Genomic DNA, 19,345 nt, shown 5'->3' on the forward strand with positions numbered 1-19,345 from the left:
TTCCTATAAACGAGCAATGGAGAGTTTTGTCATTTGGTAAGTACTTTACAAGATTAGATTCTTTATCTGTTCTCCAAATATTATCAATGGCTTTTATTCGTATATGTTTATTTATGTATATTGTGTCATCCTTCTTTAAAAATCGAAAATTTATATTAATTATTGGTTATCTAAGCTTAACAATAGGATTATTAATTCCTTGGTCTGTTTCTGATTTTTTGTCATTTATAAAAAGCACTTATCTTCTTTCTATTTTTTTATTTTTATTCTTTTTTATGACTGTTTTCTACGTATTAGAAAAAAAGCAAAAGGGAGTTCATCATCTTGACTGAAAATAAGGATTTTTTTTATAAAGAATTTGACCACCAATCAGATATAACGGTAAGTAGTAAATTCTATATGTTAAATAACGAAAAACATGAAGTTATATTTATCTATTGCCATAGTTTAATTGATAGTGTACTTTTTTTAAATTCATTATTACCAAATATTAGATTTCTGGCTGAACATGGAAATTTATATGATGTGGAAATTATAAATCGCTATTTAGAAGTACAGGAGATCCAAGAGTACAGAATGAAGACAGATGAAATAAATAGAAAAATTTTCTCAGGTTTTTTATATTTTTATCATGTTCCATCGAATAGCTTATATTCAACCAATTTAGCTAAACTACCTGAACGATCCATTGAAGAATCAAATATGGAAGTCTCATTAAGAGGGCCTAGAGACGGGTTTGTTGAAAATATAGATACAAATTTTTCTTTAATAAGAATGAGATTAAAAAGTAAAAATTTATCAAGTGACGATTTTACAATTGGCGACACCAGTAAAACAAAAGTTTTATTGCTCTATATTGAGAACTATATTGATCAAAACACTTTAAAAAATGTACAAAACAAACTTAATAAAATAAAAGTAGATAATATTGCAAGTAGTTATCATATTGAAGAATTACTTTATGATAAGTTGACACTCTTTCCCCTCCTTGATTATTCAGGAAGGCCCGATTTTGTAGTAAGTTCCCTCAATAAAGGCCGTTTTGTCATATTGGTAGATGGAAGTCCAAGCTGTTTAATTGGACCTGTAAATTTATTACTTATTTTGAAAGCAGCTGAAGATGATCAAACGAATTTTTTATTTGTGAGTTTTTCACGAATTTTAAGGATTACCTCTTTATTAACAAGTATATTTTTACCTGGGTTTTGGATTGCATTAACTGTCCATCAACTTAACCAGCTACCCTTTCCCTTACTAGTATCCATATCTGCATCTAAAATTGGACTCCCTGTTTCCTCTTCGTTCGAAATTCTTATTATGCTCATTTTTTTTGACCTCTTTCGAGAAGCGGGAATACGCTTACCTAAAGCTGTAGGTCAAACTGTTGCAGTTTTAGGAGGCTTAATAGTTGGGGATGCTGCTATAAGAGCGGGATTTACATCACCATCAACATTAGTAATTGGAGCACTTACCGTTATATCTAGCTATACATTAATTAATCAAAATGTACTAGGCAATGTATTTTTAATAAGAGTCGCAACATTAATAATTTCCGCATTTTTTGGAATGTATGGCTTTGTTTTAAGCGTCTTATTTTTCTTAACATATATCTCGTCATTAGAAAGTTTCGGGCATCCTTACCTTTCTACATTTTATAAAGTTAGTATACCCAATCTTATTAAAGGTTTTTTAAAAATGCCATTTAGAATTAAAATAAAAGACTGACTGTTTTTTCAGTAGAAGGGAGATTATAAATGTCCCATTACTATACTTCCACATTCAAAATATCATTAATTTTTCCTTTATTATTTATTCTAGGCGGCTGTTTAGGTACGAAGGAAATACAAAGTGAAGTTTATATTACCGCTCTTGGTATTGATTATTCTAATGATGTGTATCATTTATATTTTCAAGCTTTCGGATTTACAAATGTTGCTGGCTCAGATCCTGGCATTGCATCTGAGCCAGCTCCAATTGTTGTTGGACATGGAGAAGGTGAAACAATTCAGGGAGCAATCGATGATATAGAAAAGAATTCTGTTAATCCTTTGTATTATGGACATATACAAACTTTCTTTATTTCCAAAAATATATTGGATGGTCATCTGGATGAATTTTTTGATTTTTTTAGTAGAGATTATTATCTACGTTACAATACGTTAGCTTATGGTTATGAAGATGATATTAAAGAGATAATGAATGTACATGGTCTCTTTTATAAACCGCCTATATTAACATTTCCTTATGATCCAAATGAACAATTATTCTTTAATTCATTCATCTCAACCAGTACTGTACAAGACATGATTAAAAGATATTATGAACCAGTTGGATCAATTATGGTTCCTACAATAAAAATTAGTGAAGATTATTGGATGGAGGATAATAAATCTAAAAATATATTAAAAATAAGTGGTGCTTATTTTCTTTCACGACAAAAATTCAATGGTTGGATAAAGGAAGAAGAACTTTCAGGGCTAGATTGGTTTAATAAGGATTTTAATAACATGAAATTATCAATAAAGGATCAATCTGTTTCCATGTTTATTGACAATTTAGATTATGATATAGAAATTGTCGGTGACACCATTCCTAAATTCATTTTAAATTTAGATGTAAAAGCTTCAATTAGAGAAAATCCAAAAAACATCGGAATAAAAACCATTGAAAAGGATGTCAAAAAAATTATTTCAGCACAGTTTCAAAGTACATTTATGAAAGGGTTGGAAATAGACTCCGATATTTTCAATCTTTCAGAAAAGGCTTATCGTTTCAGACCCCAATCATGGACTGTCGATAAATTAAATACCATTACTGAAAATTCTATTGAAAAAATAAATATAAATGTTTTCATAAAGGATAAAGGTGCTATTAAATAATATGGCACCTTCACCTTTTTTGCGTATGGCTACCGTTAAAACATATCCCGTTAGTTGGTGAAGGAGGAATGCAAAAATCGCGACTCTTCGTTCCAATCAACTCCATCATAAAGTTATGATGGAGAAAAATAACAAGAGCTATCGTGGAAGCCCCTCGATAGCTAAAAAATAAATAGTTGTATGATTTCAAGCCTTTGAATGCTGGGGACTAACCCAGGTTCATACTATCTTCTTTTTAAAAATATATGGTAGTTCCTCTAGTAACCGTCCGCGAGTAATGGGATCATCATAATTCCATATAGCATCTAAAAAATGAGTCTTACCGGGACTTAACTCGGCTAAAGCTGAAATATATGGACAGTGAGAGACAGTATGTAATTCCTTACGAGAAGCTAAGACAAAATTCCGATCTCCAGCATAGTGACTTATTTGATGGTGCTGAATTTCTAACCATGCCTCCCCTTGCTCGATGAGTTGCATCACTTTTTCTGAGGGACGAAAGCCTAGTGATTCATATAAAGAGCTCGCCAATCCATTCATGCCCATAATATAAAGTTTTTCACCTAACTTGAGATAAACAGTAGCTGTTTCTCCAGTTACATAGGCATCTGCTAACTGTCTACGCACCAATCTTACTTTGTCTTCATATGTAGTAATCCATTTCTCCGCTGCCTTACTGCGTTGAAAAAGTTTGGCGATATACCGTAACCGCTCAAATAATCTAAACTTTTTGTCCAGTACAACCGTTGGAGCAAGCGTATTTAGTTCCTGCAAATCTTTTGGATAATAGCTAAGTAATATAAATTCAGGCTGTAGCTGTGCTATTTTATCTGGATCGGCCCAATACCCGATACTCTGAATATTGCGTAGCTTATTATGATAAATTACGTTTTCTTTCATAATAGAGATAGCCGCTCCTATGGGAGATATACCTAGTACTAATAATTCGCCCAGTGTATGTTTGCCATCTGTCACAATACGTGTGGCATCTTGAGGAACAAGAATCCTTCTACCAAGTGAATCGATAACTGTTCTTTGCTGCGTATGAAGATGGATATTCGCATATTCACGTGGAGTGTTGCCAGTTAATTTATGAAAACACTTACTGAAATAATATTCATCCTTAAATCCTATTTGTCGAGCTATTTTGTTCAATGGCTCTGTGGAATTACATAGAAGTTTTTTTGCCTGGTCTATTCGTACGTGGACTAGATAATCAGTTGGTTTTTTGCCTGTCAAAATTTTAAACTGTTGACTATATTGCCACCTGACAATGCCAGCCATATTCGCTAGCTGTTCTACTGTTAAATCTTCATCATAATGTTGTTCCACATATTGGATAGTACGTTGAATCATTTTTGTCTTTTCTTCGCTCTGCAAATCGACAGCTTGCTGATCTAACTGGGCCATCATCCCTAGAATCAGTTGAAGTCTACCTTGCATCATAGCCATTTCTGATGAGGTTAGAGAGGAGAAAAATTGATTCTTCACCCATATTTCATTCCCTAGTACTTGCTTAACTTGAGAATATAATAGCCTATAAGGATAACCACAAAGTAAGGGTGGATGAGCAGCCGGATGTAAAGCCCTTCCTTTTACTTCAAAGGTTTCGAAGGTAAAACGTGCAAGCTGTGCCTCTCCAGTACTCGATTCCACAGTGTAGCGTTGTACTGGTAAAACGAGAATGCAGCTCCCTTGTCTTAGATCGATTGCAATTTTGTCTACATAGAGGCGTATGCCATGGCTAAGTGCTATTAATAATGTGCACAAATTCGTTTCATTGTCATTCCTCTTTTTATAGCTCATCGCTGCCGTCTGCTGATTAACTTGAAAACTATCATAGTGTTGTAGCCTAGTATATAGGCATGCAAAATTCATAAGCAACTCTCCAACAATTGAAAATGATTATCATTATCGTTATTATAACACAGAATGATTCACTATCAACTTTTGACCGAGGATGCTTTATTTTAGAAAACTAACGGTTATAATAATTGATGGGATAGATACAATTTTTACTGTTTGTGCATCCATTCTGGTAGCTTTTTATATAATTGCTCCAAAGCTAGCAATTCATCTGTATTCCATTCATTAGCAATCACATAAACATTTCCCTTTTGGACTGCAGGCAATGTTCCCCATATTGGGCTTTGTAGTAGCCGGTCAGCTTCTGATTCACTTTCATCATCCTCTTGTACGATTACAAACAAATGATCACCAGCAAACTGAGAAAGCACCTCTTCTGAAACCGTAACGAAAGACACGCCTTCTACATCAATAATATTCTTCTGTACTGCTGGAGGGACAGCAAAGCCATTTTCTCCATAAATAATAGCACCAAGGCTACGATCGCCCATAACATAAAGCGTTTTACCTAACTGATAGAAAACTGTTGCAGTCTCCCCTTCTGCTAATTGAAGCTTTTCAAACATTTCTGTAAAACGTGTTTCAAATTTAGCAATTACTTGAGCTACTTCTTCCTGCTTGCCCAAAATATTCCCCATTTCCTTTACACGTTCTGTATAAGGAAGAGCTGGGTTGAAGGGAATCGTAGTAGCTATTTTTGCCAATTCTTCATTCAGGTTTGGATCCGCCTTGTAATAGCCATTAATAATCAGATCGGGTTTTAAGGTAAGTATCGTCTCTAAGTCAGCAGGATTTCCAATATCAACGATTCCTTCGAGTTTACCTTCATAGTAACTAGCAGGCTCTTTCGGAAGATTATTACCAACAACCGGAATATCCATTGCCAAGAAATCACCAATTGTCTGACCAATATAAACCACTCGTTTTGGATCCGCAGGTATTTCTACTTGTTCACCAGTAATCGTTGTATATAATACTGTTTTCTCACCTTCCTCTTTCTGTTCATCAGCCACATTGCTATTAGCATTAGAAGTACTGCATGCTGATATGATTAACAACAGGAGGAACCCCCCTACCCATTGTATAATTTTCTTTCCATGTTGTTTTGTCACACTTGTTGCTCCTTTCGATCTTTAATTGAAAATGATTATCATTTACAACATTATTATAATTTGTGTGAAAAGGTGAAACAATGGAAAAAACGCAACGATTTCTTTGTATAAATGTCAATTCTTGTCCAAAACAACGCTTTTCAATAAAGAAGAAGAAAAACCTATGGTCATGAAATGAAATTATCCCTACTACTATTTATGGAGCGCATTTATTGGAGGTGCAACTACCTTGTAGTTTGTGTGAGCGGAGAAGTGGAAATGACTAGTGAAGATTTGGTGGCTTCATGCAAAAAATATACGAAAGGAGCATGGCTGTAATTAGCCATGCTCCCATTTAAAAAATAGAAATAGATGAATCTATTAGTTTTCTCCGCTAATTGCAACTAAAATTTTAGATTGCGTTTTGTCGCTTGTTAATGTTTTAAATCCTCTGTCCACAATTTCATCTAGTTCAATTTGGCTTGTAATGATACCTTGTGGATTTAGTTGACCCGAGCTCATTGCATCAATCGTTCTTTGGAATATGGACGGTGTATATACAATCGAGGATAGTATATTAACACCAGTATTTGTAAGTTGCATTGGATTCCATTCGATTGGTCTAGCAAAAATTGAAACAATCATCATATTACCTCGAGGTTTTGTTACATCAATTGCTTGCTTAAAGGTAGGAGCAACTCCCGCCACCTCAAAGGATACATCCACCCCATCTGCAACAATTGACCGAACTGCTTGTACAGGATTTTCTTTACCTGAATTAATCGCATGGGTTGCGCCTAACTCTTTTGCCTTTTCTAAACGGTCATCAGATAAATCCAATACGATAACTTTGCTTGCGCCAGATGCTTTTGCAGCGATAACTGTTAATAACCCAATTGGTCCAGCCCCAAATACTGCGACCGAATCACCTAATGTAACCCCAGCATCTTTGACAGCTTGGACTGCTACAGCCATTGGTTCTACTAATGCACCATCTTGTAATGTTAAGTTATCGGCTAGACGGTGAATATTTGTTGCAGGAACATTAACATATTCCGCAAATCCACCATCTCCATGTAATCCGATAAAGTTAAATCCATCATAGCGATCAACATCTTCATGTTTGTTTCTATAAGTCAAAGTAGGATTGATGACAACTCGGTCGCCTACCTTTAAGTCCGTCACGTTAGAGCCAACTTTTTCAATGATACCAGCAAATTCATGACCCATTGTCAGTGGGGCAACTTCACCTGTTAATTCTGCTTTTACATCAACTGGTACGAAAACTGGACCTTCTTCGTATTCATGCAAATCACTTCCACAAATACCAGCCCATGCTACTTTTACTTTCACTTCATCTTCTCGTAAAGCGCGTAATTCAACCTCTTCTACTCGAATATCTTTTACACCATGCCAAACTGCAGCTTTCATTTATGTTACCCCCAAAAAATTATTTAAATTGGTACCATAAAATAACATCTTTAATAGCTACTCGTGCATGATCAAAATCCGATGCTTCTATACACCTAATAAATGTATTAATGGACATATGGTAGGATTCAACTAGATTCATTTTCCATTTTGTTTGGGCAGCTACATTTGTAACAAAGATTGTTTCTTTAAAGAATCGTAGCATCGCAATATTTCCTGAAACATCAAAAAACAATTGTAATAAGTGAGCAAACGAAACAACATATTCATAAATATTTTCAGCAGACTTTTTTTGTTTCATCGCTTCAAAACGAAATAAAAGTTCATTTTGCAAATCATCCGTCCATTTAGCTTCACACTTTGTCAGTGCAAAATCCAAAAGGTTATAAAGCGCTTCCAAATAATCCTTCAATTCCTGATCCGATATGGTCTTCACTCTTACACCTTTATGCTGTACTTTTTCAACTACACCATCTTTTTGTAAAAGATAAAGCGCCTCACGGACAGGTGCATGACTTACTTGTAACTCTTTTGCAATTTCCGCTTCTATTAAGCGCTGACCTTGTTCATAATAGCCCGAAAATATGCGAAATAATAATTGTTCAGCTATTTGCTCAGAAATTGTCTTTTTTGAAATTGAATTTTCATCAAACCCCATTAAACCACTCCAATAAATTTATATGTTTTATTTTAACATAGTTCAGTGTATAGAGTGATTAGCTACAGGTGTTATATATTATGGATTATAGATTATCGATAATCTATAAAAGTATTCTATTATAAAAATCCATATCTTTCAATTAACTTGTTTTGGTATGAGAAAAAACACTAATGGAATAGTTATTACGCCGATTACTTTCATGGAGTTTGTTTAGAAGTTGTGTAACACTAAACTGTAATCAATTAGTGCCCCTTTCGATCAAAGTACGCCCTGTAATCCCCTATATGAATTGTTTGTTTTTTTGCCATTTTGCAAATTACATTCCCCTTCACTTAGATTGAAATTTTTTTAAATTTATCACCAACTTTTTTCCCCTTCATATTCTATAGAATCAGATCGAATATTGAGGGGGAAACGTATGGGGGTTGAATTTACTGCTCTCCATTGGATTTACGTTATTTTTATTGTGCTTATCATCGGATTTATGGTTAAACGTCGCGATACCACCCTCATTTGTGTAGTAGGCATATTCATGCTAGCAATTGTTGCGACTGGCGATTTAACTTCATCCATTAGTGGTGTATTTAACAGCTTTATTTATGCCATTACAGAGTTGTTATCTACCATTCTTATCATTTCTATTATTGTTGCTATGAGCCGGGTCATGATGACTTCAGGAATTAACGAGGTTATGGTTGCGCCATTTACGAAAATCATTAAAACACCCGCTCTTGCCTATTGGACGATTGGTCTATTAATGATGATTATTTCTTGGTTTTTCTGGCCTTCACCTGCTGTGGCATTGTTAGGGGCAGTACTCTTGCCTGTTGCCATTCGTGCAGGCTTGCCAGCACTCGGAGTGGCGATGGCGATGAACTTATTTGGTCATGGGATTGCATTATCAAGTGATTTCGTCATCCAGGGGGCACCGAAGCTAACAGCAGATGCTGCTGGTATTCCTGTTGGAGACGTGGTTTCTGCTAGTATTCCGCTCGTCATTACTATGGGGGTTGTAACGACAATCGTTGCTTATATTTTCTTGCGGCGAGATATGAAACGTGGAACTTTACTTTTAAACACAGCAAATTCCGCGGAAGAAAACGGTGAACAAGAAACGCTAGAAAATCTACTGTCAATTGGACATAAACGTTTCTTCGCTGTGCTTATTCCTTTTGCTTTTATCTTAGATGTCATCGCCATGTCGGTTTTCAAATTACAGGGTAGCGATGCAACTGCTTTAATTGGTGGAACCTCCGTTTTCATATTACTTTTGCTTAGTATCGTAGCCCATAAAACAGAGGGGCTCGAAAAGACAACAAGCTATTTAATTCAAGGGTTTCAATTCGGCTTTAAAGTGTTCGGACCTGTTATCCCGATTGCTGCTTTCTTCTATTTAGGAGATGCAGGCTTCACACAAATTCTCGGAGATCATTTACCCGCTGCCTCGCACGGTATTGTCAATGATCTCGGTGTTGGTCTTGCAGCAATAGTCCCTTTAACGAAGGAAATTGCAGTAATCACTTTGGCTGTAGTTGGTGCCATTACTGGATTAGATGGTTCAGGCTTCTCAGGAATTTCCTTAGCGGGCTCTGTCGGAAGCTTATTCGGCAAGGCACTAGGCGGAGGAACTGCTACTTTAACGGCATTAGGGCAAATTACTGCCATTTGGGTTGGTGGCGGAACATTGATTCCTTGGGCATTAATTCCAGCAGCTGCCATTTGTAATGTGAGCCCATTTGAGCTCGCAAGGCGGAACTTAATCCCTGTAATCATTGGGCTTGTTGTGACAACAATTGTAGCGGTGTTTTTGATTTAAATAAGGCAAAAAGAGATGGCTCCTTAGAATAGGAGCCACCTCTTTTTATTTAACGCTCATTGTAATATTTCTGTAAAACCCCTTCAAACATCTGCCTAAGGTAAATTTCATTAATCCCTAAAACAGAAGATTCTATTATTATATGTTCGATACGTATAGATATTTGTTGAAGGGAAATATTTATTGCTTCCCCAGAATCTACAATAACAATTGCTTTTGAATGGGGTTTAATGGTGATGATCCCGCTTTTCTGAAGTTTCTTATAGCTTTTATGAACAGTATGAAGGTTAAGATTTGTTTGTGCAGCTAAATTTCGAATGGATGGTAAATGGTCACCCTTTTTTAAATTCCCAGTTATTATTGCTAATAGCAATCGTTGGTTTAGCTGCTGATATAGTGGAACCTTACTTGTTCGATTTACTTTCAGATTCATTGGCCAGTCTATCCCTTCATTTAAGAGCTAACTCTATAAATTTATATAATTGTACATAGTAATAAGATACAATCTTAACAACTGATATCAATGGGTATGTTCAAACGTAAGATGGTCGATTATGAAAGTAGGTGCTTCGAATAATAAGTGTATTAATACAGTTGAATGGATATAATGGCTTCCGATGATTTTGACAAAGTACCTATAACAAATTCGCCATTCCTCCCATTTAAAACTTCCTTTTTGCAATGAAATGGCGCATGGTTGCAATCATCCATATAACTAGGAGCATGGTAACTGCACTATGGAAGCCATACCAAGCTTTCATACTCCCTGACATCAATATAGTAGTAGCATGCAAGCTATTACTGGCAGGATTAACAACATCCAAAAGCGGATGTAAACCAGCAATGAAACGGCAGATAAATAGGACGACAATACTTGCTAATGCTATAAAAGCCGAACTATTAAAAAACGTGCTCATCATGGCAACAAACGTAATAACAAACAATAGCCACACACAATAAAATAGCAAAGCCAGCAAAGCATGTGTCACTGGTACCGCCGTAAATAAAAAAGATGTATAGCCATATGACATACCATAGCCTAGAGCTATACAGAAAACAGCTACTAGATAATGGACAATAATTTTACTATTTAAGTAGGATGAGATAGACACTGGTCTTGTAAGAATAAATGCCATCATTCCATTTGCTTTTTCACCTTGTATAATGCTCATTGCTGCAACTGCCAAAATAATAATTCCTAACTGATCAAACTGCGAACTTAGGGTTGTGGCCAGTACTTCGCTTCCCTCCGGTTTTGCCAAGGTTGGGTCAATCATAATACCCTCCACACCACCCATTGATTGCAAAATAACCGGCATGTAGTACATCATAATCGGCTGAGTTAACCCAAGTAAAATAAAGACAATTGGTAGCCAGACAATTTTAAATTCCTTCGTCATTTGAGTTACTTCTTTTTTACTTAATGCCAAAAAAGTATTCACAATTTCACACCACCAATTCTAAAAATATTTCTTCTAAGCTTTCATGAATGCCCAATTCAAACTTTAACAACATGACATTTGAATCTATCGCATACTGTAACAATTTTTGAGCGTCTTCCTCCAATTGATGGACGTGTATTTTAAAGCCATTTCTTTCATTTTCAATTTTTCTGACATAGGATAACTGTTCAACCGTTGTTACCCAATTAAGGTCTTCTTGGCGAACCATCAAATAGATTGCAGATTCTTGGTGACGCTCCAGCAACTGACCTTTTGTAGCGTCCTCTATTTTTCTACCATTTTGAATAACGACAAAGCGCTCACAAATTTCCTCTGCGTCATTTAATATATGGGTTGAAAGTAAGATGGTCGTTTCTTTTTTAATCTCTTTTAAAAGATTCAACACTTCCCGTCTTCCAATTGGATCTAGAGCTGACACTGGCTCATCCATAATCATCAAAGCTGGTTTATGCAATAAAGCTTGTGCGATGCCAAGTCGTTGCTTCATACCACCTGAAAAAGTTCCAACCTGAAAATGGGCTTCTTTCCCTAAACCAACTTTTTCTAAAAGTAATGGAATTCTGTTTTGTAATTCATTCTTTGGTAAACCAGAAAGTGTTCCCATAAAGGATAATGTCTCAAATGCTGTCATCCAGGTGAAAAAATTAGGATACTGAGGTAAATAGCCAATCTGATTTTTCATCCTTGTAATTTGTTGACCATCTAGAAGAATTTCCCCCTCATCTGCATATAAAATATCTGCAATGATTTGAATCAATGTCGATTTCCCTGCTCCGTTTGGTCCAATTAATCCGACGCATTCATTCGCATTAACGACCATTGAAAAATCATGCACTGCCGTCTTTTGTTTAAACCTTTTTGTAATGCCTTTAATTTCTAAGCGCACGTGTATTGACATCCTTTCTACCAATCATGAAATATAAAACAGGACCAATTGTATTAAAAAACACAATAATAATTGTCCACATTAGTACGTTTTCTCTCCTATTTCTGTGGCGGTATAAATCGATTAATGCAATTAGAATGAGGATAGAGCCCACCAATAAAAATGGCAAAAGAATAGGAAGTATACTCGCCCAATCGAGTTGACTGATTTCATCAAAACCATAGTGTAATTTCATTGCTAAAACCTCCATTCATTATCATTATCAATAATGATAACAAAGTTGTTGAAAATTTTCATTACCTTTTTACTGTACATCTTCAAAAAATATCTATAGTATATTTTTTGATAATGTTCTCATTTTGATAACATTCGAATGCCTTCCTTGATACCATCTCATTATTTTATTAGGAGGATCGGTTTATGCGCAATAAAGCAGAGGTATTAATGCACCCTGTGAGAATGAAAATTTTACAAGCTCTGATGCACAATAAAGAAGAAGGTTTAAGCACTTTGGAGATGATTTCGGTCATTAAGGATGTACCGCAAGCTACTTTATATAGACATATCCAAATTTTAGTGGACGAAAACATCATAAAAATTGTGAAGGAGCGAAAAGTCCGTTCTGTTACAGAGAAGTTTTATGCATTAAATGAAGGAGCAGCAAAACTTAGTAAGGAGGATTGGACACAGCTCACAACTAAGCAAAAATTAAATTACATTTCCTACTATCAATTAGCACTACTATCTCAATATCAAAATTATTTACATTCACTTGATGAAAAAGAAAGTATTACAGATTTAGCTACTTTTTCTTTCATTGACTTATCGTTAACAGCTGATCAATTTAAGAGCTTTGAATATGAATTGAACGACTTATTAACTAAATACTATAATATGGCCGACTCAAGTAAAGGTTCGGAGACTAAAACAATTGCAATAAATATTATTCCAAAACCTTAGGTAGTATTTTACGTAAAGAAATGGAGAAGATTTATGAAAAAAGGAAAGTCACTAGAAAACACTCGAAAATTCATTATGATTATTATTGGGGCAGTAATTGCTGCTTACGGACTAGAAGCTGTATTAATTCCAAATGCTGTCATTGATGGTGGTGTAACGGGTCTCAGTATTATGGGGGCACACCTATTTGGACTCCCATTAGGGTTACTGCTCTTTGTCTTAAATATTCCGTTCATCTATATCGGTTATAAGCAAGTTGGAAAAACCTTTGCCCTAATGAGTAGTGCTGGGATCGCAGCATTATCCATATCAACAGTTCTTTTACATGATGTCAAAACCATTTTAGGCCCAAATGATCCCTTACTAATTGTCCTATCTGGTGGTATGCTGCTTGGGGTAGGTATCGGGATTGTCTTACGTAACGGTGGTGCTTTAGATGGTTCGGAAGTTTTAGCTGTATTACTATCACGGAAAATTCCATTTTCAGTCGGCGATATTATCTTATTTATCAATGCCTTTATTTTCTTAGGGGCAAGCTTCATCTTTGGCTTAGAGAGCGCTTTATACTCAGCGTTAACATATTATATTGCAAAAAATGTTATCGATATTATCCAAGTTGGTTTAGAGAAATCAAAAGAAGTCCGTGTTGTTAGTGCTAAATCGGAGGAGATTGGGGACGCAATCCAAGCTCGTCTCGGACGTGGTGTTACCTATACCCATGGACGTGGCGGCTTCTCCAATGAACCAACAGAAATTTTAAACTGTGTCATTAACCGTATGGAAGAAAACAAGTTAGTTACTATTATTAAAGATATCGATGAAGGCGCCTTTGTTGTGATTTCTGATGTTTCAGAAGTTCGTGGCGGGAACTTTAAGAAAAGAGATATCCATTAAAATAAGAGTAAGTAAGACGCCAACAGTCTTACTTACTTTTTTTCGTATTTTACCCCACCCAATAAACTCAACGCCCCAATGATTACAACTGTCGCTGCACCAACTAATGAATATTGGTAGCTATTAGTAGAGTTAGCAAGTACTCCTGCTACAGTAGGTCCTACCATCTGACCTAAAGCATAGCCAGCTGTTAAATAGCCTAAAATTTGATGACTGTTTACTGGGACAATGTGTCTTGCTAATGTTGTAACAATTGTTGTAATCCCCATAAAGGTTGCCCCAAAAATAAAGGCACTTAAATAAAGCGTAATTGTATTTGTTGCTAATGCCGGTAAAGCTATTCCGACTGCTTGAACAACCATTGAAATCAGTAATATTTTCACATAACCAAAGCGCTGTGATAGCTTGGAACATATGATGCACGATGGAATAGCAGCTAAACCAGCTACAAACCATACTAGTGCTGCATTTCCATGAAAGCTTGTTGATTCCTGAGCAATCGAAACAATAAAAGTTCCTGTGACAATATAGCCAAGACCCTCTAAACTATAGGCGACAATTAACCATTTCAACCATGACTTCGGTGGCATTTTTGGTACTGGTATAGATTGATTCCCCCACTGTTTTTTACTGTGTGGGATGGGTTTGATGAATAAAGCAATAAAGACAAATAATAAAACACACATTAACGCTAAAGCTATCCATGTTCCATTCCATTTAAGGATTGCATGAATGGGCGAAACGATGATGGCACTGATAGCTATTCCAATTCCCACACCACTATAGAAAAGCCCTGATAGATGCGATTTATTATTATCCGCTAATTGATCGAGAACAAGACTAGCAATGACTACAAAAATAAAAGCACTCATTACCCCAGAAATAAATCTGAGGACATACCATATAATAATCGTTTCTGTAAAACCCATAAAGATCGTAGTCAACATACTGATGATAAGACCTACTTGCAAAAAGGGAACACGTTTTTGTTCAATTGGTAATCGTCCCACCACTAATGCCCCAATCAGGTAGCCTAAATAATTGCTGGATGCTAAATAGCCTGCAGTAGCTCGACTAAACCCAGACGCTTCTTGCATATAGGGTAGAATGACTGTATATGAAAAACGTCCGATTCCCATCGCGATCATTAAAGCGAATACGCCACCTATTAAATAGTGGATGGTTTGCTTTTGCATAGTACCACTCCTTCTCTTCTCCACTATATCGAATTTTAGGTATCACAAATATTCTTAATTCGTTATAATTGATATCAATAAAATTGATAGCTGGAGGGCATATGAATATTAATGATTTGACTATCTTTCGAACAGTCGTTCAAACAGGAAGTTTTTCTAAAGCAGCTGCAACACTTAATTACACACAATCCAATATATCTATGAAAATTCAAAGTCTTGAGGCTATGTATAATACAACATTATTTTATCGTGGGCATCGAGGTATTCAGCTAACAGCTAAGGGGGAACAATTTTACGAGGTCGCCTTAAAAATGCTTCATCTCTATGAGAAATCCTTTGAACTTTTACAAGATGATGAGCATTCAAGTGGTATTTTACGGATTGGCTCAATGGAAACAACTGCCGCTTTGCATTTACCTACCCTATTGACGACATTCCATCAAGCTCATGAAAAGATCGATATTACTATTTTAACAAGTCCATCTCAGTACAATATAGACCGGTTAATAAACTATGAAATAGATGGTGCCTTTGTGACTGGCCCCGTTTATAAAGAAAATATATTGATCAAGGAATTTGTCAACGAAGAGCTTGTCATCATTACATCAAGCAATCATAAACCTATCCAAGATTTGCTTGATATCGAGGACAGTACAGTAATTTCCTTCAGACATGGCTGCTCCTATCGAGCCGTTTTCGAGCATTGGTTACATGAGGACGGCGTACAGCCGAAAAATAGAATGGAATTTGGTACGCTTGATGGAATTATTGGCTGTGTGGCGGCTGGTCTAGGCATTACCTTACTTCCTCGCGCCATTGCAGAGAAGTATATGGCAGCCTATGCATTAAAACTACATGAAATAACAACCAAGCAAGCCCAAATTCCTACTTGGTTTATTTATCGTAAGGATGAAGTACAATCGCCCATCCTCCACTATTTTTTAGAAGCTATAGAAGCTTATCATCCTTTTTAGGGGGGATCTAGGATTTTTCGTATTTCTTTTCTCGGTCACTTTTGTGGGGCTATCCGTCACTCTCATAGTTTTATCCACTACTTTGGGCACTATAAAAAAGCTGTTCAGTAGTTTTTACTCTACTGAACAGCTCATTTTAGGAAATAACCGTTTCCGCTATATTGGATGCATGATCTCCGATTCTTTCCAAATTACTTACGATATCAGCAAATACAATGCCGGCTGAACCCGAGCACACACCTTCATTTAATCGTTTAATATGCAATTTACGTAAACGTCTCTCCATATTATCTATTTCATTTTCCTTTTCTATCACTTGCTGTGCTAAAGATAAATCCTGCTTGTCAAGAGATTCAATAGCGACTTTTACAGTTTCTAATGTAAAAATAAACATATCTTCTAACTCTTTCAGTGCTTGATCACTTAAGCGGACGCGGTTGCTATCTTTATATTGAAGAAGCTCGATAATATTTTCTACATGGTCACCAATACGCTCGATATCACGAATATTGTCAAACAAAGCGTGGTGTAGTTTTGAATCATGGTTCGATAGAGATTGCTTGGATAACTCTATTAAATAGTCTGTGGATTTCCGATCTAAATTATTGATAGCTTCTTCCAATTGTTCGACCTTGCCTACCAATTTTGTGTCAGCTGTTTTTAAAATCGTTAACGTTTCTTCTAATCCTAGAATACTATATTCCCCCATACGCACGACTTCCATTTTTGCTTGGCCTAGTGCAATTGAAGGTGACTTGACAATTAAATTTTTATCCAAAAATTTTGGTTTATATTCGATGACTGAATCTTCACCAGGAATTAATTTTGTTACGACATATGCCCAAACGCCAATAAACGGCAGTTGAACGAGCGTATTAATGACATTAAAAGTTCCATGAGCAAAGGCTATTTGCATTTTTGGTTCTAAATTAAGCAACCCAGCAATCCATTCTACATAGTTCGTAAATAAGCCAAGTATCAGCATAAAGATAATCGTACCCACTACGTTAAATAGTAAATGAGTGGCAGCAGCTCTTTTTGCTGCTATAGAAGCACCTAAAGCCGCTAAGATGGCAGTAATAGTTGTTCCAATATTATCTCCAAACAAAACAGGTAATGCTCCGTGTAAAGAAATTAAGTCCTCAGCATAAAGTCCTTGTAAAATACCTACTGTAGCAGAAGAAGATTGAACAATTAACGTAAATATTGTCCCAACTAGCACACCTAAAATCGGTACATCGGACATTTGGACAGTCAAATCTAAAAATGGTTGCCAATCACGAAGGGGCTTCATCCCACCACTCATGAGCTCTAAACCAATAAATAAACCGGCAAACCCGAAAAGTACTTGTCCAATATTTTGAATGATACTTTTCTTAAAGAAAAATAAGCAAATGGCACCCACTGCCATAATGGGATATGCATATGCACCTACGTCAATCCCTATTATAAAGGCAGTAATAGTTGTTCCAATATTGGCACCCATAATAACGCCGATTGCTTGGCGCAATTTCATAAGTCCAGCACTTACTAGCCCTACTGTAATAACAGTGGTTCCTGAACTGGACTGTATAAGAACCGTAACAATAATACCAACTAGTACACCCATTAATGGATTTGTTGTAAATTTATCTAAAATATCTCGTAGACGGTCACCAGCAGCCTTCTGTAAACCATCTCCCATAAATTTAATAGCAAAAAGAAATAAGCCTAACCCTCCAAGAAATTGGAAAATCATCTCCTGTATATTGATATCCAATCTATTCAACCCTTTCCTTGTTGTCAGACTTTATTATTAATAGTTTTAAGCTTTCTGTACATATCATTTACAATGGATTAAATAAATGTTTACACTACCTTTACAATTAGTCCAAAAAACGGACATAATCAAACAAAATTCAACAAAAAGCAAACAAAAAAACATGAGAAAATTGCTGTTAAGATTTCCACATGTTTTCTTTTGACGACTGAGGAATTTTCCTTTAGGCTTGAAATAGACATAGAAGGGGGCTTTTTATGGATATTTTTATTGCCAGTAACCGTCAACTACCCATCCGTTATTATGTACAAGAAGCTGTTTGGATTCGCCGCGGTGGTAGTACCAAGCTTCCTGATTTAACATTGCCATTTTTCGTTGAAGTGGAAATTAACAGTCACTACAACCTTTCAATCATTAGAGATTATATTATTGATTTTCAAAAGCAATACAAACAGACAGAAATTCAAATATTAATTAAAAACACTGCTTTTTTAGCTGCCATGCAGGATATGCTTGCCAGCCATGAACAACCACATCATGCTATAACCATTTATCCACTTTGGACAAATTAGTTACGTCGTAAAGGGCAGTGAGATAACAAAGTACAATGTTTCGTTCTTGTATTTCGCGTGAATTGTTCCTCCGTGAAGCTCCACGATGCTTTTGGCAATCGCTAGTCCAAGCCCCGAGCCCTCCGTCACATTTGTTCTTGATTGATCCTTTTTATAAAACCTTTCAAATAAACTATTAAGCTCCTCTGCTGTAAACGCATCACTTTCATTGGCCACACAAATTCGAACCTGGTCGTCTTGCTCCTCAAGTGAAACCAAAATTTTTCCATCTCCAGTGGTGTAGTTTATAGCATTGATTAATAGGTTATCAAATACCCGAACAATTTTTTCAGAATCCAGTGCCGCAAAAATACGATGCTCTGGAAAATGTTTGATAAAAAGACGTTGTTTTTGCTCTGCCAGGGGCACTAACTCCTCCATCAGTTGATCAAGCAGCTCATTCAAACAAATTTGTTGTCGTACAAACGTATTTTTATCATTCATTAGCCTTGTATAGTCAAATAAATCATCAATTAAATTTTTCAATTGCTCAGATTTAGAAAAGGCTATCTTCAACTATTCGTCATACTGTTCTTTTGTCTCATATTTCTCTTCTCTTAATAAACGCAAGTATCCCATAATAGAGGTCAGAGGTGTTCTTAGGTCATGAGAAACGGTTGTAAGGAGGTCATTTTTTTGCTGCTCAACTTTTCTTTCCATGTCAATGCTGGTCATAATTTCTTCTGCCATTTGATTAATGTTATCGGTTAATAACACAATTTCATCCTGCCCTGGACGCTTCATAACCGAGTATGCAATGATTTCGCCATTACATAGATCAAGGACGGGTGATAAATAGCGTTTCTCACCAAATAGATGGAACTCTGTCACGTCTGTTACCCATTTCTCGTTCATTTT

Annotated in this window: 17 protein-coding genes and 2 pseudogenes; 8 read left to right on the forward strand and 11 right to left on the reverse strand. The window is 36.0% G+C overall.

From position 1 onward, the window contains the following. From C9J29_RS24860 to C9J29_RS23695, 3 genes and pseudogenes are all read left to right on the forward strand, one after another. Positions 1-332: pseudogene (locus tag C9J29_RS24860) on the forward strand (GerAB/ArcD/ProY family transporter); the annotation flags it as partial. Further along, positions 325-1,725, forward strand: a complete 1,401-nt coding sequence (locus tag C9J29_RS23690; protein WP_090001233.1) for a spore germination protein — start codon at positions 325-327, stop codon at positions 1,723-1,725. The pseudogene C9J29_RS24860 and the gene C9J29_RS23690, both read left to right, overlap by 8 nt. Positions 1,726-1,754: 29 nt before the next feature. Then, positions 1,755-2,879 carry a Ger(x)C family spore germination protein gene (locus C9J29_RS23695; RefSeq protein WP_008174471.1) on the forward strand — a complete coding sequence of 375 codons (1,125 nt, stop codon included), beginning with the start codon at positions 1,755-1,757 and terminating at the stop codon, positions 2,877-2,879. A 219-nt stretch (positions 2,880-3,098) separates the two neighbouring features. Here the strand turns inward: C9J29_RS23695 and C9J29_RS23700 are convergent, their stop codons facing one another. The 4 genes from C9J29_RS23700 to C9J29_RS23715 all read right to left on the reverse strand — a co-directional run bounded on the left by C9J29_RS23700 (position 3,099) and on the right by C9J29_RS23715 (position 7,925). Next, positions 3,099-4,757, reverse strand: a complete 1,659-nt coding sequence (locus C9J29_RS23700) for an AraC family transcriptional regulator (protein ID WP_107922887.1) — start codon at positions 4,755-4,757, stop codon at positions 3,099-3,101. A gap of 137 nt (positions 4,758-4,894) precedes the next feature. Next, complete coding sequence (locus C9J29_RS23705) at positions 4,895-5,857, reverse strand: ABC transporter substrate-binding protein (protein WP_170844075.1); 963 nt, start codon at positions 5,855-5,857, stop codon at positions 4,895-4,897. Positions 5,858-6,217: 360 nt separating this feature from the next. Continuing rightward, positions 6,218-7,267 (reverse strand): 2,3-butanediol dehydrogenase, encoded by a 1,050-nt coding sequence (locus C9J29_RS23710; protein ID WP_089985466.1) that lies wholly within the window; start codon positions 7,265-7,267, stop codon positions 6,218-6,220. A 19-nt stretch (positions 7,268-7,286) separates the two neighbouring features. Next, entirely contained in the window at positions 7,287-7,925 is a 639-nt protein-coding gene (locus tag C9J29_RS23715; protein WP_089985464.1) for a GntR family transcriptional regulator, read from the reverse strand. 421 nt (positions 7,926-8,346) lie between these two features. Here C9J29_RS23715 and C9J29_RS23720 point away from each other — a divergent pair, with 421 nt between their 5' ends. Beyond that, positions 8,347-9,744 carry a hypothetical protein gene (locus tag C9J29_RS23720; RefSeq protein ID WP_107922888.1) on the forward strand — a complete coding sequence of 466 codons (1,398 nt, stop codon included), beginning with the start codon at positions 8,347-8,349 and terminating at the stop codon, positions 9,742-9,744. A gap of 49 nt (positions 9,745-9,793) precedes the next feature. Here the strand turns inward: C9J29_RS23720 and C9J29_RS23725 are convergent, their stop codons facing one another. From C9J29_RS23725 to C9J29_RS23740, 4 genes are all read right to left on the reverse strand, one after another. Beyond that, positions 9,794-10,177 carry a GntR family transcriptional regulator gene (locus tag C9J29_RS23725; RefSeq protein ID WP_107922889.1) on the reverse strand — a complete coding sequence of 128 codons (384 nt, stop codon included), beginning with the start codon at positions 10,175-10,177 and terminating at the stop codon, positions 9,794-9,796. Between the two features lie 229 nt (positions 10,178-10,406). Further along, on the reverse strand, positions 10,407-11,186 hold the full coding sequence (locus tag C9J29_RS23730; RefSeq protein WP_107922890.1) for an ABC transporter permease: 780 nt from the start codon (positions 11,184-11,186) through the stop codon (positions 10,407-10,409). Positions 11,187-11,190: 4 nt separating this feature from the next. After that, the gene (locus C9J29_RS23735) at positions 11,191-12,093 is read right to left on the reverse strand and encodes an ABC transporter ATP-binding protein (protein ID WP_107922891.1); all 903 of its coding nucleotides are present in this window, start codon (positions 12,091-12,093) and stop codon (positions 11,191-11,193) included. After that, entirely contained in the window at positions 12,077-12,328 is a 252-nt protein-coding gene (locus C9J29_RS23740; RefSeq protein ID WP_043989760.1) for a PLD nuclease N-terminal domain-containing protein, read from the reverse strand. The genes C9J29_RS23735 and C9J29_RS23740 overlap by 17 nt, the downstream gene beginning before the upstream one ends. Positions 12,329-12,513: 185 nt before the next feature. Here C9J29_RS23740 and C9J29_RS23745 point away from each other — a divergent pair, with 185 nt between their 5' ends. Both C9J29_RS23745 and C9J29_RS23750 read left to right on the forward strand, forming a co-directional pair. After that, a complete protein-coding gene (locus C9J29_RS23745) occupies positions 12,514-13,053 on the forward strand; it encodes a transcriptional regulator (protein ID WP_036147586.1) in 540 nt (179 codons plus the stop codon). Positions 13,054-13,086: 33 nt separating this feature from the next. Beyond that, positions 13,087-13,947, forward strand: a complete 861-nt coding sequence (locus tag C9J29_RS23750; protein ID WP_008174493.1) for a YitT family protein — start codon at positions 13,087-13,089, stop codon at positions 13,945-13,947. Between the two features lie 32 nt (positions 13,948-13,979). Here the strand turns inward: C9J29_RS23750 and C9J29_RS23755 are convergent, their stop codons facing one another. After that, positions 13,980-15,143 (reverse strand): YbfB/YjiJ family MFS transporter, encoded by a 1,164-nt coding sequence (locus C9J29_RS23755; RefSeq protein WP_107922892.1) that lies wholly within the window; start codon positions 15,141-15,143, stop codon positions 13,980-13,982. 101 nt (positions 15,144-15,244) lie between these two features. Between C9J29_RS23755 and C9J29_RS23760 the strand changes: the two genes are divergently transcribed. Next, positions 15,245-16,117, forward strand: a complete 873-nt coding sequence (locus tag C9J29_RS23760; RefSeq protein WP_107922893.1) for a LysR family transcriptional regulator — start codon at positions 15,245-15,247, stop codon at positions 16,115-16,117. A 136-nt stretch (positions 16,118-16,253) separates the two neighbouring features. Here C9J29_RS23760 and C9J29_RS23765 read toward each other — a convergent pair whose 3' ends face one another. Then, complete coding sequence (locus C9J29_RS23765) at positions 16,254-17,855, reverse strand: Na/Pi cotransporter family protein (protein WP_171365314.1); 1,602 nt, start codon at positions 17,853-17,855, stop codon at positions 16,254-16,256. Positions 17,856-18,133: 278 nt separating this feature from the next. On the opposite strand from C9J29_RS23765, the gene C9J29_RS23770 reads away from it, so the two are divergent. Further along, a complete protein-coding gene (locus C9J29_RS23770) occupies positions 18,134-18,448 on the forward strand; it encodes a hypothetical protein (RefSeq protein ID WP_008174498.1) in 315 nt (104 codons plus the stop codon). Here the strand turns inward: C9J29_RS23770 and C9J29_RS23775 are convergent. After that, positions 18,449-19,345, reverse strand: a pseudogene (locus C9J29_RS23775) (sensor histidine kinase); the annotation flags it as partial. It abuts the gene before it with no gap.

It is taken from the genome of Lysinibacillus fusiformis, from assembly GCF_003049525.1.
In the GTDB taxonomy this organism is placed as follows: Bacteria; Bacillota; Bacilli; order Bacillales_A; family Planococcaceae; genus Lysinibacillus; species Lysinibacillus fusiformis.